24 protein-coding genes are annotated in these 23066 nt (G+C 66.8%); 14 read left to right on the forward strand and 10 right to left on the reverse strand.

All coding sequences use genetic code 11. The features are described from left to right. Window positions 1–39: 39 nt before the first annotated feature. From mltG to fabD, 5 genes are all read right to left on the reverse strand, one after another. The gene (mltG, locus tag K9D25_RS18810) at window positions 40–1182 is read right to left on the reverse strand and encodes an endolytic transglycosylase MltG (protein WP_244377290.1); all 1143 of its coding nucleotides are present in this window, start codon (window positions 1180–1182) and stop codon (window positions 40–42) included. Between the two features lie 120 nt (window positions 1183–1302). Continuing rightward, entirely contained in the window at window positions 1303–2565 is a 1263-nt protein-coding gene (gene fabF / locus K9D25_RS18815) for a beta-ketoacyl-ACP synthase II (RefSeq protein ID WP_244377293.1), read from the reverse strand. Window positions 2566–2637: 72 nt separating this feature from the next. Then, window positions 2638–2874, reverse strand: coding sequence for an acyl carrier protein (locus K9D25_RS18820; protein WP_244377295.1), 237 nt, complete (start codon window positions 2872–2874; stop codon window positions 2638–2640). Between the two features lie 226 nt (window positions 2875–3100). After that, window positions 3101–3838, reverse strand: coding sequence for a 3-oxoacyl-[acyl-carrier-protein] reductase (fabG, locus tag K9D25_RS18825; protein WP_244377297.1), 738 nt, complete (start codon window positions 3836–3838; stop codon window positions 3101–3103). Window positions 3839–3860: 22 nt separating this feature from the next. Then, a complete protein-coding gene (gene fabD / locus K9D25_RS18830) occupies window positions 3861–4811 on the reverse strand; it encodes an ACP S-malonyltransferase (RefSeq protein ID WP_244377299.1) in 951 nt (316 codons plus the stop codon). Between the two features lie 479 nt (window positions 4812–5290). Between fabD and rpsF the strand changes: the two genes are divergently transcribed. The 13 genes from rpsF to K9D25_RS18895 all read left to right on the forward strand — a co-directional run bounded on the left by rpsF (window position 5291) and on the right by K9D25_RS18895 (window position 18210). Further along, window positions 5291–5767: a 30S ribosomal protein S6 gene (gene rpsF, locus K9D25_RS18835; RefSeq protein ID WP_244450919.1), complete on the forward strand. Its 477-nt coding sequence runs from the start codon at window positions 5291–5293 to the stop codon at window positions 5765–5767. Continuing rightward, a complete protein-coding gene (rpsR, locus tag K9D25_RS18840) occupies window positions 5767–6036 on the forward strand; it encodes a 30S ribosomal protein S18 (protein ID WP_244377301.1) in 270 nt (89 codons plus the stop codon). Before rpsF ends, rpsR begins: the two co-directional genes overlap by 1 nt. Before the next feature lie 139 nt (window positions 6037–6175). After that, window positions 6176–7132 carry a DUF2232 domain-containing protein gene (locus tag K9D25_RS18845; protein ID WP_244377303.1) on the forward strand — a complete coding sequence of 319 codons (957 nt, stop codon included), beginning with the start codon at window positions 6176–6178 and terminating at the stop codon, window positions 7130–7132. A gap of 43 nt (window positions 7133–7175) precedes the next feature. Beyond that, window positions 7176–7745 carry a 50S ribosomal protein L9 gene (gene rplI, locus K9D25_RS18850; protein ID WP_244377305.1) on the forward strand — a complete coding sequence of 190 codons (570 nt, stop codon included), beginning with the start codon at window positions 7176–7178 and terminating at the stop codon, window positions 7743–7745. Between the two features lie 221 nt (window positions 7746–7966). Continuing rightward, the gene (locus tag K9D25_RS18855) at window positions 7967–9226 is read left to right on the forward strand and encodes an SAM-dependent methyltransferase (protein WP_244377307.1); all 1260 of its coding nucleotides are present in this window, start codon (window positions 7967–7969) and stop codon (window positions 9224–9226) included. 166 nt (window positions 9227–9392) lie between these two features. Beyond that, the gene (locus K9D25_RS18860; protein ID WP_244377309.1) at window positions 9393–10877 is read left to right on the forward strand and encodes a replicative DNA helicase; all 1485 of its coding nucleotides are present in this window, start codon (window positions 9393–9395) and stop codon (window positions 10875–10877) included. Between the two features lie 9 nt (window positions 10878–10886). After that, a complete protein-coding gene (alr, locus tag K9D25_RS18865; protein ID WP_244377311.1) occupies window positions 10887–12020 on the forward strand; it encodes an alanine racemase in 1134 nt (377 codons plus the stop codon). A gap of 58 nt (window positions 12021–12078) precedes the next feature. Further along, window positions 12079–13500: a DNA repair protein RadA gene (gene radA / locus K9D25_RS18870; RefSeq protein WP_244377313.1), complete on the forward strand. Its 1422-nt coding sequence runs from the start codon at window positions 12079–12081 to the stop codon at window positions 13498–13500. Between the two features lie 108 nt (window positions 13501–13608). Next, window positions 13609–14208 (forward strand): CvpA family protein, encoded by a 600-nt coding sequence (locus K9D25_RS18875; RefSeq protein ID WP_432207894.1) that lies wholly within the window; start codon window positions 13609–13611, stop codon window positions 14206–14208. 97 nt (window positions 14209–14305) lie between these two features. Beyond that, window positions 14306–15805, forward strand: coding sequence for an amidophosphoribosyltransferase (gene purF / locus K9D25_RS18880; RefSeq protein WP_432207895.1), 1500 nt, complete (start codon window positions 14306–14308; stop codon window positions 15803–15805). 5 nt (window positions 15806–15810) lie between these two features. After that, window positions 15811–16227, forward strand: coding sequence for a VOC family protein (locus K9D25_RS18885; protein WP_244377315.1), 417 nt, complete (start codon window positions 15811–15813; stop codon window positions 16225–16227). A 17-nt stretch (window positions 16228–16244) separates the two neighbouring features. Continuing rightward, the gene (locus K9D25_RS18890) at window positions 16245–17015 is read left to right on the forward strand and encodes an SDR family NAD(P)-dependent oxidoreductase (protein WP_244377317.1); all 771 of its coding nucleotides are present in this window, start codon (window positions 16245–16247) and stop codon (window positions 17013–17015) included. A gap of 28 nt (window positions 17016–17043) precedes the next feature. After that, window positions 17044–18210 carry a hypothetical protein gene (locus tag K9D25_RS18895; RefSeq protein WP_244377319.1) on the forward strand — a complete coding sequence of 389 codons (1167 nt, stop codon included), beginning with the start codon at window positions 17044–17046 and terminating at the stop codon, window positions 18208–18210. Here K9D25_RS18895 and der read toward each other — a convergent pair. The 5 genes from der to K9D25_RS18920 form a co-directional block, all read right to left on the reverse strand. Beyond that, complete coding sequence (gene der / locus K9D25_RS18900; RefSeq protein WP_244377321.1) at window positions 18192–19538, reverse strand: ribosome biogenesis GTPase Der; 1347 nt, start codon at window positions 19536–19538, stop codon at window positions 18192–18194. The genes K9D25_RS18895 and der overlap by 19 nt on opposite strands. A 30-nt stretch (window positions 19539–19568) precedes the next feature. Continuing rightward, window positions 19569–19859 carry a hypothetical protein gene (locus K9D25_RS18905; protein WP_244377323.1) on the reverse strand — a complete coding sequence of 97 codons (291 nt, stop codon included), beginning with the start codon at window positions 19857–19859 and terminating at the stop codon, window positions 19569–19571. Between the two features lie 10 nt (window positions 19860–19869). Beyond that, complete coding sequence (locus K9D25_RS18910; RefSeq protein WP_244377325.1) at window positions 19870–20634, reverse strand: tetratricopeptide repeat protein; 765 nt, start codon at window positions 20632–20634, stop codon at window positions 19870–19872. A gap of 149 nt (window positions 20635–20783) precedes the next feature. Next, a complete protein-coding gene (gene panB, locus K9D25_RS18915; RefSeq protein WP_244377327.1) occupies window positions 20784–21605 on the reverse strand; it encodes a 3-methyl-2-oxobutanoate hydroxymethyltransferase in 822 nt (273 codons plus the stop codon). A 36-nt stretch (window positions 21606–21641) separates the two neighbouring features. Next, complete coding sequence (locus K9D25_RS18920) at window positions 21642–22211, reverse strand: NnrU family protein (protein ID WP_244377329.1); 570 nt, start codon at window positions 22209–22211, stop codon at window positions 21642–21644. A 195-nt stretch (window positions 22212–22406) separates the two neighbouring features. On the opposite strand from K9D25_RS18920, the gene K9D25_RS25000 reads away from it, so the two are divergent. After that, on the forward strand, window positions 22407–23057 hold the full coding sequence (locus tag K9D25_RS25000; RefSeq protein ID WP_347881456.1) for a L,D-transpeptidase: 651 nt from the start codon (window positions 22407–22409) through the stop codon (window positions 23055–23057). Window positions 23058–23066 lie beyond the last annotated feature (9 nt).

The following is a 23066-nucleotide window of genomic DNA, read 5'->3' on the forward strand; positions in this document are numbered from 1 at the left end:
CGCCTCCAGCCTCAAGCCGGCAACGGCACGTCACAGGCATCAGTCGACGGGAGTGGCTCCCGTCGTGCCCGACGTTCCCGCCGGCTGCGCTGCGGGGTCAACCTTGCGCTCACGCTCGATCTGCCGCCAGCGCGCGACGTTCTTGTTGTGCTGGTCGAGCGTCGGGGCGAAGGCGTGCCCGCCGGTGCCGTCGGCGACGAAATAGAGATTGTCGCTCTTGGCCGGACGGGCGGTGGCCTCCAGCGAGGCACGCCCGGGATTGCCGATGGGCCCCGGAGGCAGGGCGGGAATCGTATAGGTGTTGAACGGCGTCGGCGTCGTTATGTCGGTACGGGTGAGCGGCCGCTCCAGCCGGCCTTTGCCGCGCACCAGACCATAGATGATCGTCGGGTCCGACTGCAGCCGCATCTTCTTGTTCAGCCGATTGATGAAGACCGACGCCACCTGCGCCCGCTCCTCGGGAACGCCGGTTTCCTTCTCGACGATGGAGGCGAGGATCACCAGTTCCTGCGGCGATTTCAGCGGAAGATCGGGGTCGCGCGTGTCCCAGATTTCCTTCAGTGCGGCATCCTGCGTGCGCGCCATGCGGCGCAGCAGGTCCTCGCGGGACGTGCCGCGCGTGATCTTGTAGGTGTCCGGCATCAGGCTCCCCTCGCGCGGCACCTGACGTACATTCCCCGACAGTTCCTCGACCGCCAGCACCCGCTCCACGATCTGGTCGCTGGTCAGGCCTTCAGGGATGGTGACGACATATTCGATCACCTTGCCCGAAACGATGGTGTTCAGCACCTGCTGGATGGAAGAGCCGGCAGCGAAGGCATATTCGCCGGCCTTGAGCTTGCCGGAGGCGCGCGTGCCCGCGGCCGCACCGACGAACACCCACTTGTCGTCGATCACCCCCTGCTTGAGCAGGAGATCGGCAATGTCCATCACGCCATAGTCATTGGGGATGATGACCGCCTTCTCCTGGGCCAGCGGACCGGGCGCGTAATAGCGCGTCTTGCCGATCCACAGCGCGCCGCCGCCAAGGACGATGGCGACGATGAGCAGGGTGAACACCATGCTGCCGGCGACGACGAGCGGGTGATTTGCGCGGCGCGACGCCCGGTGCGGATCGCGCTCCTTGCCGGGGGGCGTGGGAGCGGCAGCGCCGTTAGGCGTTAGAGAAGTCGGATCGGTCATCGGATGCCTCGCCTCGCGTTCGCGGGCAGCGCAACGCACTGGCAGACTACCCGGAAAAATGGCGAAAGCGGGAAAGCGACCGCCCCAGGGCGCCGCCCTCCCGCCGTTTGCCGGTCTCGCTCAGTTCGCGTAGCGCTTGAACACGACGGACGCGTTGGTGCCGCCGAAGCCGAAAGAGTTCGACAGCGCATACTCGATCTCACGCTTGCGCGGCGTGTGCGGCACAAGGTCGATCGGCGTGTCGATCGAGGGATTGTCGAGGTTGATCGTCGCCGGGGCGATCTGGTCGCGGATGGCAAGCAGCGAGAAAATCGCCTCCACCGCGCCTGCCGCGCCGAGCAGATGACCGATGGCCGACTTGGTCGACGACATCGACACCTTGGCGGCATTGTTGCCAAGAAGGCGTTGCACGGCGCCGAGTTCGATCTCGTCCGCCATGGTCGAGGTGCCATGGGCGTTGATGTAGTCGATCTCAGCGGCGGTGATCCCCGCCCGCTTCAGCGCCGCGGTCATGCAGCGGAAGGCCCCGTCGCCGTCCTCGGACGGCGCGGTGATGTGGTAGGCGTCGCCCGACAGGCCGTAGCCGACGATTTCGCCGTAAATCTTGGCGCCGCGCGCCAGCGCGTGGTCGAGGGCCTCGACCACAACGACGCCGGCACCCTCCCCCATGACGAAGCCGTCGCGGTCCTTGTCATAGGGGCGCGAGGCCTTCTCGGGCGTGTCGTTATAACTGGTCGACAGCGCACGACAGGCGGCGAAGCCGGCCAGGCCGAGGCGATTGATCGAGGATTCGGTGCCGCCCGCCACCATCACATCGGCATCGCCGAAAGCAACCAGGCGGGACGCATCGCCAATGGCATGCGCGCCGGTGGAGCAGGCAGTGACGACCGCGTGATTCGGGCCCTTGAGGCCATGCTCGATGGAGACATAGCCCCCGGCGAGATTGATCAGGCGGCCGGGAATGAAGAAGGGGGAAACGCGGCGCGGGCCACGCTCCTGCATCAGCAGCGCAGTCTCGGCGATGCCCTGAAGCCCACCGATGCCGGAGCCAATCATCACGCCGGTGGCGCACTGGTCGTCATAGGAAGAGGGATGCCAGTCGGCATCATCAAGCGCCTGACGCGCCGCCGCCATCGCATAGACGATGAAATCATCGACCTTGCGCTGCTCTTTCGGCTCCATCCACTGATCGGGATTGAACGTGCCATCGGAGCCATCGCCGCGGGGTAGCTGACAGGCGATCTTGGCCGGGAGGTCGGAGACATCGAAGCTCTCGACGCGACGGGCCCCGCTCTGTCCGGCAAGCAGCCGCTGCCAGGTGATCTCGACACCGCATCCGAGCGGCGTCACCATGCCGAGGCCGGTAACGACGACGCGCCTCATCCGATATCTCCGGAAACGTCACACCAGTAGGCGCCGCGACGGACGAGCCGCCGCAGCGCGCGAGAGCAGCACTCAGGCCGCGTTCTTTTCCAGGAAGCTGATCGCGTCACCGACGGTCAGGATCGTCTCGGCGGCGTCGTCGGGAATTTCGCAGTTGAAGGCTTCTTCAAAGGCCATGACCAGCTCGACGGTGTCGAGGCTGTCAGCGCCGAGGTCGTCGATGAAGCTCGCATTCTCGGTAACCTTCTCGGGCTCGACGCCCAGATGCTCGGCTACAATCTTCTTCACGCGCTCGGCAATATCGCTCATCGGTTCACCCTCGTCCGTATCCGGAGGTTGCTACGTTGTACCATTTGGCCCCCGCGCGAACGCGGCTTTGGCGGCCTGCTTTTTTGCCCCGATTACAGGATGTCCCGAACGATTCCGCAATGGACATGCGGTGTTCGACCCTGTGAGCCGAGGCGGCTGTTAGCACACTTCAAACGCCAAAACCAGCACCGTTAAAGTCCTGTTAATGGCGCTCGGGCGGGCCTCGTCAGATCATGGCCATCCCGCCATTCACATGCAGCGTCTGGCCGGTGACATATCCGGCCTCGGCGGATGCGAGATAGACGGCGGCAGCGGCGATATCCTCGGGCGAACCCAGCCGCGCGGCCGGGACGGCGGAGAGAATCGCCTGCTTCTGCTTGTCGTTCAGCACGTCGGTCATCGGCGTGGCGATGAAACCCGGCGCGATGCAGTTCACCGTCACACCGCGCGCCGCCACTTCCTTGGCGAGCGCCTTGGACATGCCGATCATGCCAGCCTTGGCGGCGGCATAATTGCCCTGGCCGGCATTGCCGGTCACTCCGACCACCGAGGTGATGCCGATGATGCGGCCGGTGCGCCGGCGCATCATCGAGCGCGCCGCGGCGCGGGTGAGGCGAAACCCGGCGGTGAGGTTCACCGCGATCACCGTGTCCCACATCTCGTCGGTGAGGCGCACGAACAGGCCATCGCGGGTGATGCCGGCATTGTTGACGAGAATGTCCAGCTCGCCCATGGCCTCCTCGGCCTGCGGCACCAACTGCTCGACCTGCTCGATGTTCGAGAGGTCGCAGGGCAGCACATGGGTGCGCTCGCCCATCTCGGCGGCCAGCGCCTCCAGCACCTCGCGCCGCGTGCCCGACAGCGCCACCGTCGCGCCCTGCGCGTGCAGCGCCTTGGCGATGGCGCCACCGATCCCGCCCGTGGCGCCGGTGACGAGCGCCGTCTTCCCGGTCAGATCGAACATGGGAAACTCCTGAATTGCTGTCTCAAGCCTGGTCTGCGGAAGCGGCGTAGGCGGCGACATCCTCGGGCGTGCCAACGCTTGCCGCGGCCACCTGGCGGGCGATACGCTTGGTGAGGCCGGAAAGCACCTTGCCAGTCCCCACCTCGACCAGCCGGCTCACGCCCTGCTCCGCCATAAACGCAACGGATTCGCGCCAGCGCACCGTGCTCGTCACCTGCTGCACCAGCAGAGCGCGAATCTCATCCGGCGCGTTGACCGGCGCGGCGGTGACATTGGCGACCAGAGGCACCTTCGGCGCCCGCACCTCGACGCCTGCCAGCGCCTCGCGCATGGCGTCGGCGGCGGAAGCAATGAGACGGCAGTGGAACGGGGCGGAAACCGTGAGCGGAATCGCGCGCGAGGCGCCCTCGCGCTTGGCGATCTCGCAGGCGCGCTCGACCGCGGCCGCGTTGCCGGAGACAACCACCTGACCGGGCGCGTTGTCATTGGCGATGTCGCACACCTCGCCCTGCGCCGCTTCGGCGGCAACAGCAGCCACCTTATCGAAGTCGAGACCCAGGATCGCCGCCATCGCACCCGTGCCAACCGGCGTCGCGGCCTGCATTGCGGTGCCGCGCAGGCGCAGCAGGCGCGCCGTATCGGCAATGGAGAGCGAACCGGCGGCGGCAAGCGCCGAGTATTCGCCCAGCGAGTGGCCGGCGACGAAGGCCGCGTCGCGGGCGAGGTCCAGCCCCGCCTCGGCTTCGAGAACGCGGAGCGCGGCGAGAGAAGCGGCCATCAGCGCGGGCTGGGTGTTTGCGGTCAGCGTCAGCGTCTCGATGGGGCCGTCCCACATCACGGCGGAAAGTTTCTCGCCAAGCGCGGCGTCCACTTCCTCGAACACGGCGCGCGCAACCGGGAACTGGTCGGCCAGGGCCTTGCCCATGCCGACGGCCTGGCTGCCCTGACCGGGGAAAACGAACGCGATGCTCATGACGTTGGAAGAACCTATACGCTGAGAATTGGCGGGCGCAGGAACAACGCCCTGCGTTACATGTCAAGTTGCAGCGGCGCGGCCCTGTGGGCAGACGCGCGATTCCTGCGGCTCGACTGCACGCTATTCTGTACGGGCGGCGGCGGCGATGTCCGAAGGGACGCGATGCCGCCACACCTCGCGTATATAGAGTGTGGCGGGGTCGCAGGGATGGTGAGCGCAGCGCGGCAAAGCCCGCCTCTCCTCTCCCCGCGCCTTGATTTCCCGCGTTTTTCGCGTATAAGCCCGCGCACTGTCAGTCCCGGCCGGGGGCTGAACGGACGGTTGCGCTTGGCTTTTTGACTCCGCGCAGCAGCGAATCCGCGGATTCGCGTCGTCCCGTGTCCCCGCCTTCGAGAATATTCGAGCCTTTCCGGGCTCGAAGGGCTCGGCGTCGGGATGATGGCCGCAATAGTGCGGAACATAGGAAAGGCATGAACATGGCTCTTTACGAGCACGTGTTCCTCGCGCGCCAGGATGTGACGGCGCAGCAGGTCGAGGAACTCACGACACGCTTCAAGGGCGTGATCGAGGCGAATGGCGGCACGGTCTCCAAGACCGAATACTGGGGCGTGAAGACGCTCACCTACCGCGTCCGCAAGAACCGCAAGGCGCATTTCTCGCTGATGAACATCGACGCCCCTCCGGCCGCCGTGGCCGAGATGGAGCGCCAGATGCGCATCGACGAGGACATCCTCCGCTACCTCACCGTCCGGGTCGAGGAGCTTGAGGAAGGCCAGTCGGTCATGCTGCAGAAGCGCGACCGTGATGACCGCGGCGACCGCGGTTTCGGTGACCGCGGCTTCGGCGGCGATCGCGGCTTTGGTGGCGGCGGGCGCGGCTTCGGCGGCGATCGTGGCGACCGCGGCCCGCGCCGTGACCGTGAAGAAGCTCCGGCCAACGTGGAGACTGAGTGATGGCTTTCGGTGGCACCGGCGGCGCAGCCGCGAACTCCTCGGGCGCCCGTCGCCCCTTCTTCCGCCGTCGCAAGACCTGCCCGTTCTCCGGCGCCAATGCGCCGAAGATCGACTACAAGGACGTGCGTCTGCTGCAGCGCTACATTTCCGAGCGCGGCAAGATCGTTCCCTCGCGCATCACGGCCGTGTCGGCCAAGAAGCAGCGCGAACTGGCCCAGGCGATCAAGCGCGCGCGCTTCCTCGGCCTGCTGCCCTTCGTGATCCGCTGATCGCGTGAAATTTCTGTCCCCGGCCACGGCCGGGGACATTTTCTGAACCCCATTTCCGACAGGTTTCCGGCCTTCCGGGGACCTTGGCTGGGACGGACGATGATCCGCCCCTAACCGCTAAAGGCGGGACAGCGCGTCGATGATACAGAACTGGCTCATAGCGCTCGGCGCCGGCGCGGCGTCCGCTCTTCTCGTGGCGACTGTTTCCACGGGCAGCCCGCTTGCGCTCCCCCTGTTCTATCTCGCCCCCCTGCCCGTCCTCATTGTCGGCCTCGGCTGGACGCACGTTTCCGCGCTGGTCGCCGCATCGGCGGCGGCCGTCGCCATCGGCGTTTTCTTCGGCCTCGAACTGCTGACCGCCTATGTCGCGGGCGTCGGTCTGCCGGCCTATGTGCTGGCCTATCTCGCGCTGATGGCCCGCGAGCCGCAGCCGGGCGCACCGCTGGAATGGTTCCCGGTCGGCCGCATCGTTCTTGCCTCCGGCATTCTTGGCTGCCTCGCCGTGGCGGCGCTGATCCCGCTCGTGGCCGGCAGTGTCGAAGGCTATCAGGCCGCCCTGCGCGCGCTTTTCCAGGCGATGTTCGAGGAGACGCCCGGTGCCGGCGGGGCAGATGTGGAACGGATGATCGACCTTCTGGTCCTCATCATGCCGCCAGCCGCCGCTGTCGTCACCATGGTGACGCAGATCGGCAATCTGTGGCTGGCCGCCCACGCCGCTCGTCTCTCCGGCCGGCTTATGCGCCCCTGGCCCGATCTCGCGGCTATCTCGGTGCCGCGTCCGGTCGCCGTCGTGCTCGTGGGCGCGTTCATCGCCGCCAATCTGGCAGGCGGTTTCGTCGGCCTGCTGTCGCAGTTGCTCGCCTCCACCCTGGTCATGGTGTTCGCCTTCATCGGGCTGGCCGTCATCCACTGGATCACGCGGGGTGCTGCCGGCCGCGCCCTGGTGATCGCCACGGTCTGGATCGCGGCACTGGCCCTCGGCTGGCCCTTCGCCATCCTCGCCCTGCTCGGCCTCGCGGAAACGCTGTTCGGCGTGCGCTACCGGTTCCGCCGGGGCGGGCCGCCCGGGCGCCCGCCGGCCGCCAATGACATCTGAGATTCCCACCTTCCCGCATCGACGCATTGAATGGAGAACTGAAATGGAAGTCATTCTGCTTGAGCGTGTCGCCAAGCTCGGCCAGATGGGCGAAGTCGTCCGCGTCCGCGACGGCTATGCCCGTAATTTCCTTCTGCCCTCGGGCAAGGCGCTGCGCGCCACCAAGGAGAACAAGGGCCGCTTCGAGTCGATGAAGGCTCAGCTCGAAGCCCGCAACCTCGAACTGAAGTCCGAGGCGGCGAAGGTGGGCGAAAGCCTCCAGGGCACCGAGGTCGTTCTCGTCCGCCAGGCTGGCGAGACGGGTTATCTCTACGGCTCGGTGTCGACCCGCGACATCGCCGACGCGCTGACCGCGGCCGGCTTCTCCGTCGAGCGCCGCCAGATTGTCCTGAACCACCCGATCAAGACCATCGGCGTGCATGAGGTGCCGGTCACCCTCCACCCGGAGGTCGAGGTTACGGTTCGCGCCAATGTCGCCCGTAGCCCCGAGGAAGCGCAGCGCCAGTCGCGCGGTGAGGATCTCAGCGTCGTGCGCGATGACGAGGACGAAGAAGAGTTCCTGGAAGAGGCCGCTGCCGAAGACGGCGACGACGCCGAAGCCGAGCAAGCCTGATAGTTTACCTTGCGTTATCGGCGCAAAGTCGAAGCCCGGCCAGCGATGGCCGGGCTTTTTTGCATAGATGCGGCTGTTCGGGAGGTTGCGAGGCTTGGAAGCTTGTGATGCAATGATCGGCAGATAAACCACATGCCCAGCGCATGGGCAGGCAGTCTTCGTGCGGAGACGGGCCTATTCGCGTTGTCTTCGCCGGCTGCCCCGTACTTTGGGATTGGCCGATGGAACGGTTGCTCGCCAAGGTCCTCGCGCGCATTGTGCGCCGTGGCTCCCTGTCCGTGGTCTTCGCCTCCGGCGATCGCGCCGTGTTCGGGGATGGCAGTGGACCACCCCTCACTGTGCGCTTCACCTCTCATGCCTGGCAGCGCCAGATCGTCCTCGATCCCGAACTGAGCTTCGGCGAGGCCTATATGGAAGGCGGCATGGTGGTGGAGCAGGGCGACATCGCCGAGGTGCTCGCGCTGCTGATGGCGCAGGTCGGCCTCGAGGTGCCCAGCGCCAGCGCGCAGTTCTTCCTAAGGCTGCGCTTTCTGTTCCGACGCTTGGCGCAATTCAACCCGCCGGAGCGTTCGCAGAAGAACGTCGCCCATCATTACGATCTCGATGGACGGCTCTACTCGCTGTTCCTCGACGCCGACCGGCAATATTCCTGCGCATATTTCGAGACACCCGACCAGTCACTGGATGACGCCCAACTGGCCAAGAAGCGGCATATCGCGGCCAAGCTGCTGTTTGATCGGCCGGGCCTGTCCGCGCTCGACATTGGCTGCGGCTGGGGCGGGATGGGACTTTACCTCGCCGCTCATGCGGGAGCGAAAGTCACCGGAGTGACGCTGTCGCAGGAGCAGCATGGCGTGGCGAGGTGCCGCGCCGAGGAGCGGGGCCTCGCCGGGCGAGCCGATTTCCGCCTGCAGGATTATCGCGACGTGGAAGGCCCGTTCGACCGCATCGTCTCGGTCGGCATGTTCGAGCATGTCGGCGTCGGTCATTACGAGGAGTACTTCGCCAAGGTGGCGGCGCTCATGAAGGAGGACGGCGTCGCGCTCATCCACTCCATCGGCCGCTCGGAAGGTCCCGGCATCACCAATCCCTGGATCGCCAAATACATCTTCCCCGGCGGCTATATCCCCGCCCTCTCCGAGGTGCTGCCGGCGATCGAGAAGGCGGGGCTGCTTGTCACCGATATAGAGATCCTGCGCCTGCATTATGCCGAGACGCTGAAAGCTTGGCGGGAGCGTTTCCTCGCCCATCGCGAGGAGGTGGAGCGGCTCTACGATGCGCGTTTCGTGCGGATGTTCGAGTTCTACCTCGCCTCGTCCGAGATGGCCTTCCGCCATCAGGGCATGATGGTGTTCCAGGTGCAGCTGGCCAAACGGGAGGGCGTGGTGCCGATGACCCGCAGCTATATTGCGCAGGGCGAAGCGGCGCTGCGGGGCATGGAGAACCAGAACCGGCCCGGCCTGCGATTGGCGGGTGAGTAGCCGGCAACCTCTGGGCGCCGGGCCGGTGGTGGCGGATTCCCGTCAAGCCAGATTCGGCTTTCCACAGGCGCTCCACAGGACAAAATAGGCCGCGCGCGATTCGCCCCGGACATCTGCCCGGTGCGGCGTTAGCTGTGGCGTCGACCCACCTGCACCCGGAACAGCCATGCTCGATTCTCCGAACCGCCCACCGGCGGAGACCGATGCGTCCTATCGCACCGCCCCGCACAATATCGAGGCCGAGCAGGCGCTGCTGGGGGCGATCCTCGTCAACAACGAGGCCTTCTACCGCGTATCCGACTTTCTGGAGCCGCGGCACTTCTTCGAGCCGATCCATGTCGCCATCTTCGAGACGGCGGCCGCGTTGATCCGTGCCGGCAAGGTCGCGACGCCCGTCACGCTGAAGACTTTTCTGCCGGCCGATTTCGACGCCGGCGGGCTGACGGCGCCGCAATATCTCGCCCGCCTCGCGGCGGAAGCGACGACGATCATCAATGCCGAGGATTACGGGCGCACCATTTACGACCTCTCGGTACGGCGCGATCTCATCCAGATCGGCGAGGAGATCGTCAACGAGGCCTATGAGGCCCCGATCGACGCCACACCGCAGGAGCAGATCGAGGAAGCGGAGAAGCGGCTCTACGAGCTGGCCGAAACCGGCCGCTACGATGGCGGTTTCATGCGCTTCAACGACGCGCTGAAGGAAGCCGTCGACATGGCGAGCCGCGCCTTCCAGCGCGACGGCCACCTCTCCGGCACCGCCTCCGGCCTCGACGACCTCGACCAGATGATGGGCGGGCTGCAGCCTTCGGACCTCATCATCCTCGCCGGCCGTCCGGCGATGGGTAAGACCTCGCTGGCCACCAACATCGCCTTCAACGTCGCGGCGGCGTACACATCGGAAACACTGCCCGACGGGTCGATCCGCGCGGTGGATGGCGGCGTGGTCGGCTTCTTCTCGCTGGAAATGTCGGCGGAGCAGCTCGCCACCCGTATTCTCGCCGAGCAGGCCGAGATCGCCTCCTACAAGATCCGACGCGGCGACATCTCCGAGCACGAATTCGACAAGCTCGCCAGCTGCGCCCAGATGATGCAGACGATCCCGCTCTATATCGACGACACCGGCGGCATCTCCATCGCCCAGCTGCGCGCCCGCGCCCGGCGGCTGAAGCGCCAGCGCGGTCTCGATTTCATGGTGGTGGACTATCTCCAGCTGCTCACCGGCTCGTCCAAGAGCTCCTCGCAGGGCCGCGTGCAGGAGATCACCGAGATCACCACCGGCTTGAAGGCACTGGCGAAGGAACTCGGCGTGCCGATCATGGCGCTCTCGCAGCTCTCGCGTCAGGTCGAGGCCCGCGATGACAAGCGTCCGCAATTGTCCGATCTTCGCGAATCCGGCTCGATCGAGCAGGATGCCGACGTGGTGATGTTCGTGTTCCGTGAGGAGTACTACCTCAAGGGCCGCGAGCCGAAGGAAGGCACCGAGGAATGGTTCAAGTGGGACCAGGACATGAAGGCCGCGCAAGGCATCGCCGAGGTCATTATCGGCAAGCAGCGCCACGGACCGACCGGCACGGTGAAAGTCTCATTCGAGCCGCAGTTCACCCGCTTCTCCAATCTGGTGCAGTCGGACCGGCTGCCTGAGCCGTGAGCGCCCATTGTGAGTTCTGATCCCCTCCCGCTCGCCGAGGCCGGCGGTCTTCTCACCCTGGACCTCTCGGCCCTGGCGGCGAATTATCAGGAACTGGCGCGTCGCGTCGCGCCGGCCGCCTGCGCCGCCGTGGTCAAGGGCGACGGCTACGGCATCGGCCTCGCGGCGGCCGCCACCACGCTCTGGCACGCCGGCGCCCGCAGCTTCTTCGTCGCCCTGCTGAGCGAAGCCCGGCGCCTGCGCGCCCTTCTCCCCGACGCTGAAATCTTCGTTCTCAACGGCCTGTTCCCCGGCACCGAAGCTGCCTATCAGGAAAACGGGCTGCGGCCGGTGCTCGGCAGCACGGACGAGATCGCAAACTGGCGCGATTTCTGCGACCGTATCGGCCAGGCACTGCCCGCCGCCATCCATGTCGACACTGGCATGAACCGGCTAGGGCTGACCCCGGCCGAGGCGGTGAACGTGGCGGAGGGCCGGGACGAACTCGGCTTTCCGCTCGCCCTGCTGATGAGCCACCTTGCCTGTGCCGACGAGCCGGACCACCCGCTCAATGCGCGCCAATTGGAGGATTTCCGCGCCATCGCCGCGCTGTTCCCGGATGTGCGTGCCTCGCTGTCCAACTCCGCCGGGGCGCTCGGTGACGCCGCCTATCATTTCGATCTGGTCCGCCCCGGTATCGCCGTTTATGGCGGGCGCCCGCGGGCGGATGTCGCGCCGCTGCGGCCGGTGGTGCGGCTCGAACTGCGTATCGCCCGCATCCGCCACGTGCATGAGGGTGAAACGGTCGGTTATGGCGGCGCCCACACCGCCATCCGCCCTTCGCGCGTCGCTATCCTCTCCGCCGGCTATGCCGACGGCATCCCGCGTCTCGCGGGCGCCTCCGACCTGCGCCCCGGAGCGGAGGCCGTGGTGGCGGGCCATCGCTGCCCCTTGATCGGCCGCATCTCGATGGACCTGCTTGCCGTCGACATCACCGAACTGCCCGAAGATGCGGTCCAGCTCGGCGACTTCGCGACCCTGCTCGGTGACGGGCTGACGCTCGACAATCTCGCCCGCCACTCCCAGACCATCGACTACGAAATCCTCACCTCGCTCGGCCGCCGCTATCACAGGCGCATCCTGCCGGCGGCGCAAGAGATTTGATCCCGGTTTGTTCTCGCGCTAGAAGCGCGGGAACTTCTCAGTACGGGACCCGTTCTCCATGGCCAAACGCAGCACCAGCTTTCTCTGCCAGATTTGTGGCGCCGTGCATGCGCGCTGGCAGGGCCGGTGCGACGCCTGCGGCGCGTGGAACTCGATCGCCGAGGAAACCACGGCGGCCGATACCATGCCCGCCACGCTGCGCGGCGGACGGCGCGGCCGGCTGATTGCGCTGGAAAGCCTCACCGGCACCTCGGAAGACGCGCCCCGCGTGCAGGTCGGCATTTCCGAACTCGACCGCGTCGCCGGCGGCGGCATCGTGCCCGGCTCGGTGCTGCTGATCGGCGGCGATCCCGGCATCGGCAAGTCAACCCTGCTGATCCAGGCCTCGGCGAAGCTCGCGAGCGCCGGGCATCGCATCATCTATGTCTCCGGTGAAGAAGCCGTCGCCCAGGTGCGCCTGCGCGCGGAACGGCTCGGCCTCTCCGGCGCACCGGTGGAACTCGCCGCCGAAACCAATGTCGAGGATATCGTCGCTACCCTCTCGGAAGGCCGCCGGCCGGCACTGGTGGTGATCGATTCGATCCAGACCATGTGGACCGACACGGTGGAGTCCGCGCCCGGCACGGTGACACAGGTGCGCTCTTCGGCGCAGATCCTCATCCGCTACGCCAAGCGCGCCGGCGCCGCCGTCATTCTGGTTGGCCATGTGACCAAGGACGGCCAGATCGCCGGCCCGCGCGTGGTCGAGCACATGGTCGACGCCGTGCTCTCCTTCGAGGGCGACGGCGCCCATCATTTCCGCATTCTCCGTGCGCAGAAGAACCGCTTCGGGCCGACCGACGAGATCGGCGTGTTCGAAATGACCGGCCTCGGCCTTGCGGAAGTGGCCAACCCGTCCGCCCTATTCCTGTCGAACCGCGACAGCGGAGCGCCCGGCACGGCCGTCTATGCGGGTATGGAGGGCACGCGGCCGGTGCTGGTGGAAATCCAGGCGCTTGTCGTGCCGACCAGCCTCGGCACGCCGCGCCGGGCCGTGGTCGGCTGGGACCCCAGCCGCCTGTCCATGGTGCTCGCCGTGCTGGAAGCGCGCTGCGGCATCAAGCTCGGCGCGCATGATGTGCATCTCAACGTCGCCGGCGGCTTCCGCATCAGCGAGCCGGCGGCGGATGTGGCGGTGGCGGCGGCGCTCATCTCGTCGCTTTCCGGCGCGGTACTGCCCCCCGACAGCGTCTATTTCGGCGAGGTCAGCCTCACCGGCGCGGTGCGCGCCGTGCCGCATGCGGTCGCGCGGCTCAAAGAGGCGGCGAAGCTCGGTTTCACTCGCGCGGTGGCGCCGGCGGCCAAGGGAACGGCAGCCAACGCACGCGACGCCGGCGAGGCGCCACTGGCGGTCGATGCCATCAGCTCTCTTGGGGATATCGTCGCCACCATCGCCGCCAAGGGATCGCGCCGCGGCAGCGACAAGGCGCAAGAGGGATGACGCGCGGGCCTCACCGCGCTATACCTCGCGCGGCCCGCTGCGGGGCCGGATCAGTCCAGATTCGCTGCGCTTTCGCGTGAAGCCCAGCCCCACCACGGTGAGATCGTCTTGACGCTCCTCGACATCATCCTGATCGCCGTGATGGTCGTATCCGGCCTGCTTGCTATGGTGCGCGGCTTTGTGCGCGAGGTCTTCGCCATCGTCTCGTGGGTGGCGGCGGCGCTGGTCACGCTCTATGCCTATCCGCACGCTTTGCCCTTCGCCAAGCAGTACATCAGCAACGACACCTTCGCGATGGCGGCGACTGTCGGTTCGCTGTTCATCATCACTCTGCTGATCGTCTCGATCATCACGGTGCGGATTTCCGACCTCGTGCTCGACAGCCGCATCGGGGCGCTCGACCGCACCCTCGGTTTCCTGTTCGGCCTGGCCCGCGGCTTCCTCATCATGGTTGTGGCCTTCCTGTTCTTCAACTGGCTGGTCCAGAACGAGCAGGGTCAGCCCGAGTGGATTCGCGACGCGCGGACCAAGCTGGTCTTGCAAAGTGCGGGTGACTGGCTCATCTCCATCCTGCCGGAAGACCCTGAGAGCCTCATCCGTGAGATGCGCAGCTCGAAGGACGCCGAGCCGACCGAGCCGCCGCCCGAGCCCGTCGCACCGGGCAGCGCGCCGGCCACGCCGAGCCCGGTGACGCCGTCGGCGCCTTAATTCGACCGCGCCCGTGCGCCAAGCGTCCCGGGCACAGTTGCTTTTGAGCAGAGTGGAGCGGGCGCAGCCTTGACCTGCGCCGAGGAGCGAAGACCCTATGGCCGATCTAATGGGTGATCATGTGGCGTCGAAATCGGCGCAGTCGGATGATTTCTACGACGACTACGGGGACACGCTGCGCGAGGAGTGCGGCGTGTTCGGCATTTACGGCCACCCCGATGCCGCGGCGATCACCGCCCTCGGCCTGCATGCTCTGCAGCATCGCGGCCAGGAGGCGGCTGGCATAACCACTTACGACGGAAGGCGTTTTCACTCCGAACGGCGTCTAGGCCTGGTGAGCGATGCCTTCTCCGACGGCGAGGCGATCAAGCGTCTGCCGGGTCATATCGCGGTCGGCCATGTGCGCTATTCGACCACGGGCGAAACCATCCTCCGCAACGTTCAGCCGCTCTTCGCCGAGCTCGATGGCGGCGGCTTCGCCATTGCCCATAATGGCAATCTGACCAACGGCCTCACCCTGCGCCGCCAGCTCATCCGCGACGGCGCGATCTGCCAGTCGACCTCCGATACCGAGGTGATGCTCCACCTCGTCGCCCGCTCCAAGCGTGCGCGCTTCACCGAGCGTTTCATCGATGCGCTGCGTTCGCTCGAAGGCGCCTATGCCTTTGTCGGCCTCACCAACAAGAAGCTGGTCGGCGCCCGCGACCCGCTCGGCATCCGCCCGCTGGTGCTCGGCGAGCTCGACGGCCACCCGATCCTGACCTCCGAGACCTGCGCCCTCGACATAATTGGTGCGCGTCACGTGCGGGACATCGAGCCCGGCGAAGTGATCGTCTTCTCCTCCGACAAGGTGGAAACGCTGCGCCCCTTCGGCAGCGTGCCGCCGCGCCCCTGCATCTTCGAGTACATCTATTTCGCCCGCCCGGACTCCGTGGTTGGCGGTCGCTCGGTCTATCAGGTGCGCAAGACCATGGGCATGCAGCTCGCGGCGGAAGCGCCGGCCGACGCGGATCTCGTGGTGCCAGTGCCGGATTCCGGCGTGCCGGCGGCGATCGGCTATTCCCAGGCGTCGGGCCTGCCCTACGAGCTCGGCATCATCCGCAACCACTATGTCGGCCGCACCTTCATCCAGCCGACCCAGTCGGTACGCGACCAGGGCGTGCGGATGAAGCACTCGGCCAATCGGGCCGTCGTCGAGGGCAAGCGTATCGTGCTGATCGACGACAGTCTGGTGCGCGGCACCACGTCGGTAAAGATTGTCCGCATGATGCGCGAAGCCGGGGCCCGCGAGGTGCATTTCCGCATCTCCTCGCCGCCCATCACCCATCCCGACTATTACGGCATCGACACGCCGGATCGCGACAAGCTGCTGGCGGCGACACACGACCTCGAAGGCATGCGCCGCTATATCGGCGCCGACAGCCTCGCCTTCCTTTCCATCGACGGCATCTACAAGTCGATGGGCTATGAGGGCCGCGACCCGCTCCGCCCGCAATTCACCGACCATTGCTTCACCGGCGAATACCCCACCCCGCTGTCGGATCGCGACGGCGAAGTGTCGCCGCGCCAGCTCTCGTTGCTGGCTGAGGCGAGCTGAGCGGTATGGTCGAGCTGCGCGAGTGGCATCGCGGCCGGCTGATTGACCATATCTCACTGGTCGTCGCCGATTACGAGGCCTGCCGCCGCTTCTATGCGGCGGTGCTTGCCGTGCTTGATGTGCCCCTCGTGGAGGGCGATGGCTATTTCTTCGCCGACGAGCTCTTCGTCTCGCCCGGCGTGCCGACAACCGGGCGCGCGCATATCGCCTTCCAGGCAGGGGACGAGGAGACGGTGCGCCGCTTCCACGCCGCCGCCCTCGCCCATGGCGGCCGGGACAATGGACCGCCGGGGCTGCGCGACTATCACCCCGGCTATTACGCCGCCTTCGTGCTCGATCCCGAAGGCAACAACATCGAAGCGGTCTTCCACGGCCCGGCCCGGCGCTCCGCGCCGTCCGTGGTCATGACCGACGACAACTGAACCTTCAAGGAAACGCCATGTCCGACCTTCCTGCGGCCGAAGCTGCCCTGCGCCCGCTCGATGGCCGCATCGCCCTCGTCACCGGCGCCACACGTGGCATCGGTCGGGCGACCGCCCTCGCTCTTGCCGCCGCCGGTGCGCATGTCGTGGCGGTGGGGCGTACCAGCGGCGCGCTGGAGGAGCTCGACGACGCGATCATCGCCGCGCGCTCGACAGCGACGCTGGTGCCGCTCGACATCAAGGACGGCGAGGGTCTCGACCGGCTTGGCGGTGCGCTTTACGAGCGGTTCGGTCGGCTCGACATTTTCGTGGGCAATGCCGGCGTGCTGGGCCCGATGACCCCGCTGGCGCAGATCGAGCCCAAGGAGTGGAATGATACGCTGGCGGTGAACCTCACCGCAAACTGGCGGCTCATTCGCTCGCTCGATCCACTGCTGCGGCTCTCCACCGCCGGGCGCGCGGTCCTCGTGTCCTCCGGCGCCGCTCACAAGGCCCGCCCGTTCTGGGGCGCCTACGCCGTCACCAAGGCGGCTGTGGAAGTGCTCGCACGCACCTGGGCAGCCGAGGTGGAGAATATTTCCAGCCTCAGGGTGAACCTCATCAATCCCGGCCCCATCCGCACCCGCATGCGTGCCAAGGCCTTCCCGAGCGAAGACCCGAACACGCTGCCGAGCCCGGAAGAGCTGGCGCAGGCCATCCTCGCGCTGTGCCTGCCGAGTGTCGTGGAAACGGGTCAGCTCTATGATTTTCCGACACGCGGCTTTAAGGGTTTCCCGATACCTGCCTGAACAGGCCATAGGTTGAGGGTTTGGCATTTTGGAGATTTTGATCGGCACCAACCATCTGGCGCTGATGGCCGGTTCCGAGCTGATATGTCTGGAACTGGCCCGTTATTTCCGCAGCTTGGGACATCGCGTCACGCTGTTCACCAATGTCGCGTCGGACCCGATGGCGGGCATGTTCAAGTCGCTGCTCGGGCTGGGCATCGTCACCGACCCACGCGCGATCGCGCCTTTTTCCTATGATGTCGTGTATCTCCAGCATCATGTTGCCGGGCTGTTCGACTACCGTCTGGACTCCGCTTCGCGGGAGCGCACGGCCTTTGTGTTCGGCAAACTGGGGCGCCGGACCTTCATGGAAAGCGGCGGCTGGCGGTTTGATCGCCTGCTGGCCGACGCCTATTTCGCAAATTCCGTGGAAACCGCGCGCAGGCTCAACGAGCTTGAAGTTACCGCGCCCGTTTCCGTTTTCTACAACGCTGCCCCGTCGGCCTATTTCCGGCACCCTCCCGAAGCCGCGCGAAAGCTGGGGAGGATCACCGTCATCACCAACCACCTCGATCCTGCTCTGGCCGCCGCACTGGACCAACTGTCACTCGACATCCAGATTGAGCGGATCGGGCTTCAGTTTCGCCAAAGGCTGGTGAGCCCCGACCTGATCGGCCGTTCCGACCTCGTCATCAGCATCGGCAAGACCATCCCCTATGCGCTTGCCGCGCGTGTGCCTGTCTATGTCTACGACCATTTCGGTGGTCCGGGCTATCTCACGGCCGACAACTTCGCCCTGACAGCGCGATTCAACTTTACCGGCCGCTGCTGCGAGCGGCGGCTGGACCCGGGTGAAATCGCCCGCGAGATCACCGCAGGCTATGCAACCGCGGATGCATTCGCCCGGACACTGGGCGATTCAGTGCTCGAGCGTTACCGGCTGGAGCCCCATCTCGACGCCATGCTCGCCGTGCCGCCTTCCCACAACGCCGCACGTGCGGAACAGCTGGCGCGCGACCCCATGATCGCGCAGGAGCGACTTCTGGCCGCCGATCTGCGCCAGCACTGGCGCAACGCGCAAAACCAGCAGCGGCAGGGACTAAGGTTGAGACACTCCGTGCGCCGCTGGCTTGCCGCCGGCCGCCGCTGGACACGCCACGCCGCCCGCAAAGGGCTGCATGAACTGGGCAAACTGCCTCAGTCCTTCTCGGCGTAGGGATTGTCCTTCTCTCGCAGCGTCAGGCGGATCGGAACGCCGGGAAGGTTGAAAGTGGTGCGCAGATTGTTGACGAGATAGCGCACATAGCTCTCGGGCAGCGCATCGGCGCGCGAGCAGAACAGCACGAAGCTCGGCGGGCGCGCCTTGGGCTGGGTGATGTAGCGCAGCTTGATGCGACGGCCCGACACGGCCGGTGGCGGATGTTGGTCAGTGGTCTCGATCAGCCAGCGGTTCAGCGGATTGGTGGAGACGCGGCGGTTCCACACCTCATGCGCCTGCTGCACCGCCCGCACCAGGCGGTCGAGCCCCTCTCCGGTGAGGGCCGAGACCAGCACCACCGGCGCGCCCTTCACCTGCGGCAGCCGGTCGTCGGCCTCCTGGCGCATGCGGGTGACGAAGCCCTGCTGATCCTTCACCAGATCGGATTTCGAGATCGCCAGCACCACCGCCCGCCCCTCGCGCTCGACGAGGTCGGCGATGCGCACATCCTGCTCCTCGAAGGGATGGGTGGCGTCCATCAGCACGATGACGACTTCGGCGAAGCGCGCGGCGCGCAACCCGTCGGCGACGGACAGCTTTTCCAGCTTGTCGTCAATGCGCGCGCGCTTGCGCATGCCGGCCGTATCGAAGACGCGCAGCTCCACACCGTGGCGCTCCACATCCACGGCGATGGAATCGCGTGTGATGCCGGCTTCAGGCCCGGTCAGCAGCCGGTCCTCCCCCAGCAGGGCGTTGATCAGGGTCGATTTGCCCGCATTCGGCCGCCCGAGAACGGCGACCCGGATGCGTCGCCCGGCTTCCGGGTCTATCCCTTCGTCTTCATCATCTTCGTCCGGCAGGCAAAGCGCCAGCGCACGAAGCAGGTCAGCCATGCCATCGCCATGCTCGGCGGAAAGCTCCACCGGCTCGCCGAGTCCGAGCGCGTAAGCGTCGAGCGTGCCGCTTTCAGATCCCTTGGCTTCAGCCTTGTTGGCCACGAGGATGGTGTGCTTGCCGGAGCGCCGCGCCAATTCGCCAAAGGCGCGGTCGCTCGGTGTGACACCGGCCTTGGCGTCGATCAGGAACAGCAGCACATCGGCATCGGCGATGGCGGCTTCGGTCTGGGCGCGCATACGGCCTTCAAGCGATTCCGCCTTGGCCTCCTCCAGCCCCGCCGTGTCGATGACACGGAAGGAGAGATGGCCGAGCCGCGCATCCCCCTCGCGCCGGTCGCGGGTCACGCCCGGGCGATCATCGACGAGCGCAAGGCGCTTGCCGACCAGACGATTGAACAGCGTCGACTTGCCGACATTCGGCCGGCCGACAATCGCGACGGTCATCGTCATGGGAAAAAGGGGCCTCCGCGCCCGTCAGCTTTACCGGGCCGGCGCAGTAGCGCTCGCCGCTCCGGCCGCCGGCGGCTCGTTCTGGTAGGGATTGTAGGCCGAGTTCGCCGGCTGCGGCGGGGCCTGATTATAGTCGACCCCCGGAACACCTTCGGGGAAAACCGGCTGGCGCGCGCCGGGAAGCGGCTTCTCGCGTTCATTGAACGGATTGAGCGCATCGAGCGTCTCGCAGCCGGCGGCAGCCAGCGTGAGACCGAGAACCGGCAGCAGAAACAGGGCGCGGCGCAGGCGGGAACGAGTGGAGGACGTGTCACGGCGCATCAGCACCTCCTCACGGCGCGGGGGGAGCGGAAGCCGGCGGCGTGGCCGGAGCGGGCTCGGCAGGGGCCGGCGTGGCGGTGGGCGTCCCGGCGGGAGCGGTCGCCGCAGGCACGGCAGCCGCCGGAACCGGCATCGAAGAGGCCGCGAGCGTGCGCATCAACTCGGCGCGACGGCGCAGACCGGGCGGCGTCTGCCCATCGTTGAGGATCGCGGTGAAGGTCTCCGTCGCCGCTTTATAGTCGCCCGCCTTGTACTGGGCGAGGCCGATAATCTCGCGGGCAGAATGGCGGAACGCCCCCTCGGGCGTGTCGAGCGGCTTCATCCGGCCTTCGATGTCGGCGAGCGAAGCCGTATCCACCAGCAGCAGCGCCGCGCGAACCTGGGCAACATTCTGCATCAACGCGCTGACCGACGGGTCCTTCGCCAGCGCGTCGTAATCCGCGACGGCGGCGGGGGCATTGGTCTTGGCAAGTTCGTCGGCCGCTCGGAAACGCGCGAGAAGCCGGTAACCGCTGGTGCCGTCCTTCTCCAGCGCGACGAAAGCGGCTTCGGCTTCCGCCGTCTTGCCCTCGGAAGCGAGCTTCTGGGCCGCCTCGAATTGCGCACCGGCTGCCTGATCCTGCTTCAGCTTCCACCATTCATAACCGCGCCAGCCGGCGACGGCGACGACGATGAGCACGGCCAGGCCAATGACAAAGCCGCCATAGCGGGTCCATAGGCGGCCGAAACGCTCGCGGCGCAGGTCCTCGTCGATCTCGTTGAAGATGTCAGCCATGAAACGTCCGTGAGCAACTCGCCGCGGGCCGCCGCAGCAAGGCGGGGCCGGTACTGATAAAGGGCCGCGTAAACTACCGATGCGGCTTGAACAAGGCAAATCGCGCGGCGGACGGGGCGGCGCCGCGCTTTGCCCCGGAAAGACGCCGCCTAGCCCTTCTTCGGGGCGTAGACGTGCTCCGGACCGGGGAAGCTGCGCGCACGCACCTCGCTGGCATAGGCCTCCACAGCGGCGCCGATGGCGGGCCCGATTTCGGCGAACTTCTTGACGAAACGGGGCACGCGGTCGGACAGGCCGAGCATGTCTTCCAGCACGAGAATCTGGCCGTCGCAGGCCGGCGAGCCGCCGATGCCGATCGTGGGAGGCGCGACCTCTTGCGTGATCTGGCGGGCCAGCGGCTCGGAAATCGCCTCAAGCACGATGGAGAAGGCGCCGGCATCGGCGATGGAGCGGGCGTCGTCGAGAATCAGCGCCGCGCTCGCCTCATCGCGCCCCAGCGCCTTGAACGAGCCGAGCGTGTTGATGGCCTGCGGAGTCAGGCCAACATGACCCATGACCGGCACACCGCGATCGGCGAGAAAGCGCACCGTCTCCGCCATGCGGCGCCCGCCTTCCAGCTTCACGGCGCCGGCGCCGCTTTCCTTCAGCACCCGTGCGGCGGTGGCGAAGGCCTGCTGCGGCGACCCCTCATAGGAGCCGAAGGGCAGGTCCACCACCACCAGCGCCCGCGCCGAGCCGCGCATCACCGCCTGCCCTTGCAGGATCATCATGTCCACGGTCACCGGCACGGTGGTCTCCATGCCGTGCATCACCATGCCGAGCGAATCGCCCACCAGCATGAAGTCGACATGCGGGTCGATCAGGCGGGCGGTATGGGCGTGGTAGGCGGTCAGCGAGACGATGGGCTCGCCGCCCTTCTTCGCGCGGATGTCCGGAGCGGTAAGGCGGCGGACAGCGGACTGAACGGACATGTCAGGCGATTTCCTCGTTTTCCTGCATGGGCTTGCTCAGCCCATGACCGGCACCCCGACGATGTAGGGGTGGAACCAGAAAGAGAGGAAGGCATAAAGCACGACACCCAAGCCCACCGCAATGAGATCACCCCACCAGTGGGTCGGCGCGACGGGGAGCGGCGCCTTCCGGCGCTTGGCCATGATCCGCAGCACCACTGCCCAGGCGAGGATGACGACAGCGAGCGTCACCGTCGCGGCGTCGCCATTGGCGAGAAGATGCGCCAGCGCCCAGGTCTTGATGGCGACGAGGAAGGGAAACTTCAGCCACGCCTTGATATGGCTCGGCACCAGCGCCGCCACGGCGAAGATGGACGAGAACAGCATGAGCAACAGAGCGAGATGGCGCAGACCCACCGGCGGATCATAGAGCTGCGCCGGCCCTTCCGCCCGCCACTGGCCGAAGCCATAGGCGATCATCAGCACGCCGGCGATGGCGAGGATGCCATGCACGATGCGATAGGTGGTGGCCCCCAGCTGCGCCGTGGCCGCTGCGGCCATCTTGCGGCGCGCGGCAATGATGTGAATGGCAACGAACAGGGCGAGCCCCGCCAGCATCAGGATCATGATCATCCTCCCCGTGTGACGGCGCGCACGCTAGAGCGTTTCCAACCCCCGCGCCATCCGGGCAAGGGCCGACTTTTTGTCCCGCCCCGCCGATGCTGGGGGCCGTGGGGATGCGTAAACCATAGGGCGCGTCTGCTCTCCCACCGGCGACGCGCGCATGCCACAATGATGACACCATTGGTGGGAGGAGCGGGAATGAAAGTGCTGGCGTTTCTTGCGCTGGGTCTTGCGTCGGCTCTCGTACAGCCGGCTTCGGCCCAGTCCATGCGGATGGCGGCCGTCGACGCGCCGCCGGCAACGGTCGCAGCGCCGCCGGAGATGAGCCCGCCCTCCACGGCAACCCCGGCCGCGCTCTCCGCACCCGCCGTCTCCACCACGCCGGACAGCTCTCTCCCCGTGACCGCGCCGTCGGCTGCTTCGTCACCGATCGAGGCAGCATCGGCCGGCCCCCTTCCCACCCCGCTCGAAGCCGCAGCGCCGCCACCGCCCGACGTGCAAGTGATGATCAGCGTTTCCAAGCAGCGCATGGTGGTGTCGGTCGCCGGCAAGGAACGTTACGCCTGGCCCGTCTCAACCGCCCGCAAGGGCTACCGGACCCCGCTCGGCACCTACCGGCCGGAACGCATGCACAAGCGCTATTTCTCGCGGAAATACGACAATGCGCCGATGCCCTACGCGATCTTCTTCCACCGGGGCTGGGCGATCCACGGCACGAACGCCATCGGCCGGCTCGGCCGCCCCGCCTCGCATGGCTGCGTGCGCCTGCACCCGAACAATGCCCGCGCGCTCTTCGCCCTGGTAAGCGAACATGGTCGCGCCAACACGCAGATCACGGTCAGCCGCTGAGAGCGGTCC

It is taken from the genome of Ancylobacter polymorphus, assembly GCF_022836935.1.
GTDB classification, from domain to species: Bacteria; Pseudomonadota; Alphaproteobacteria; order Rhizobiales; family Xanthobacteraceae; genus Ancylobacter; species Ancylobacter polymorphus_A.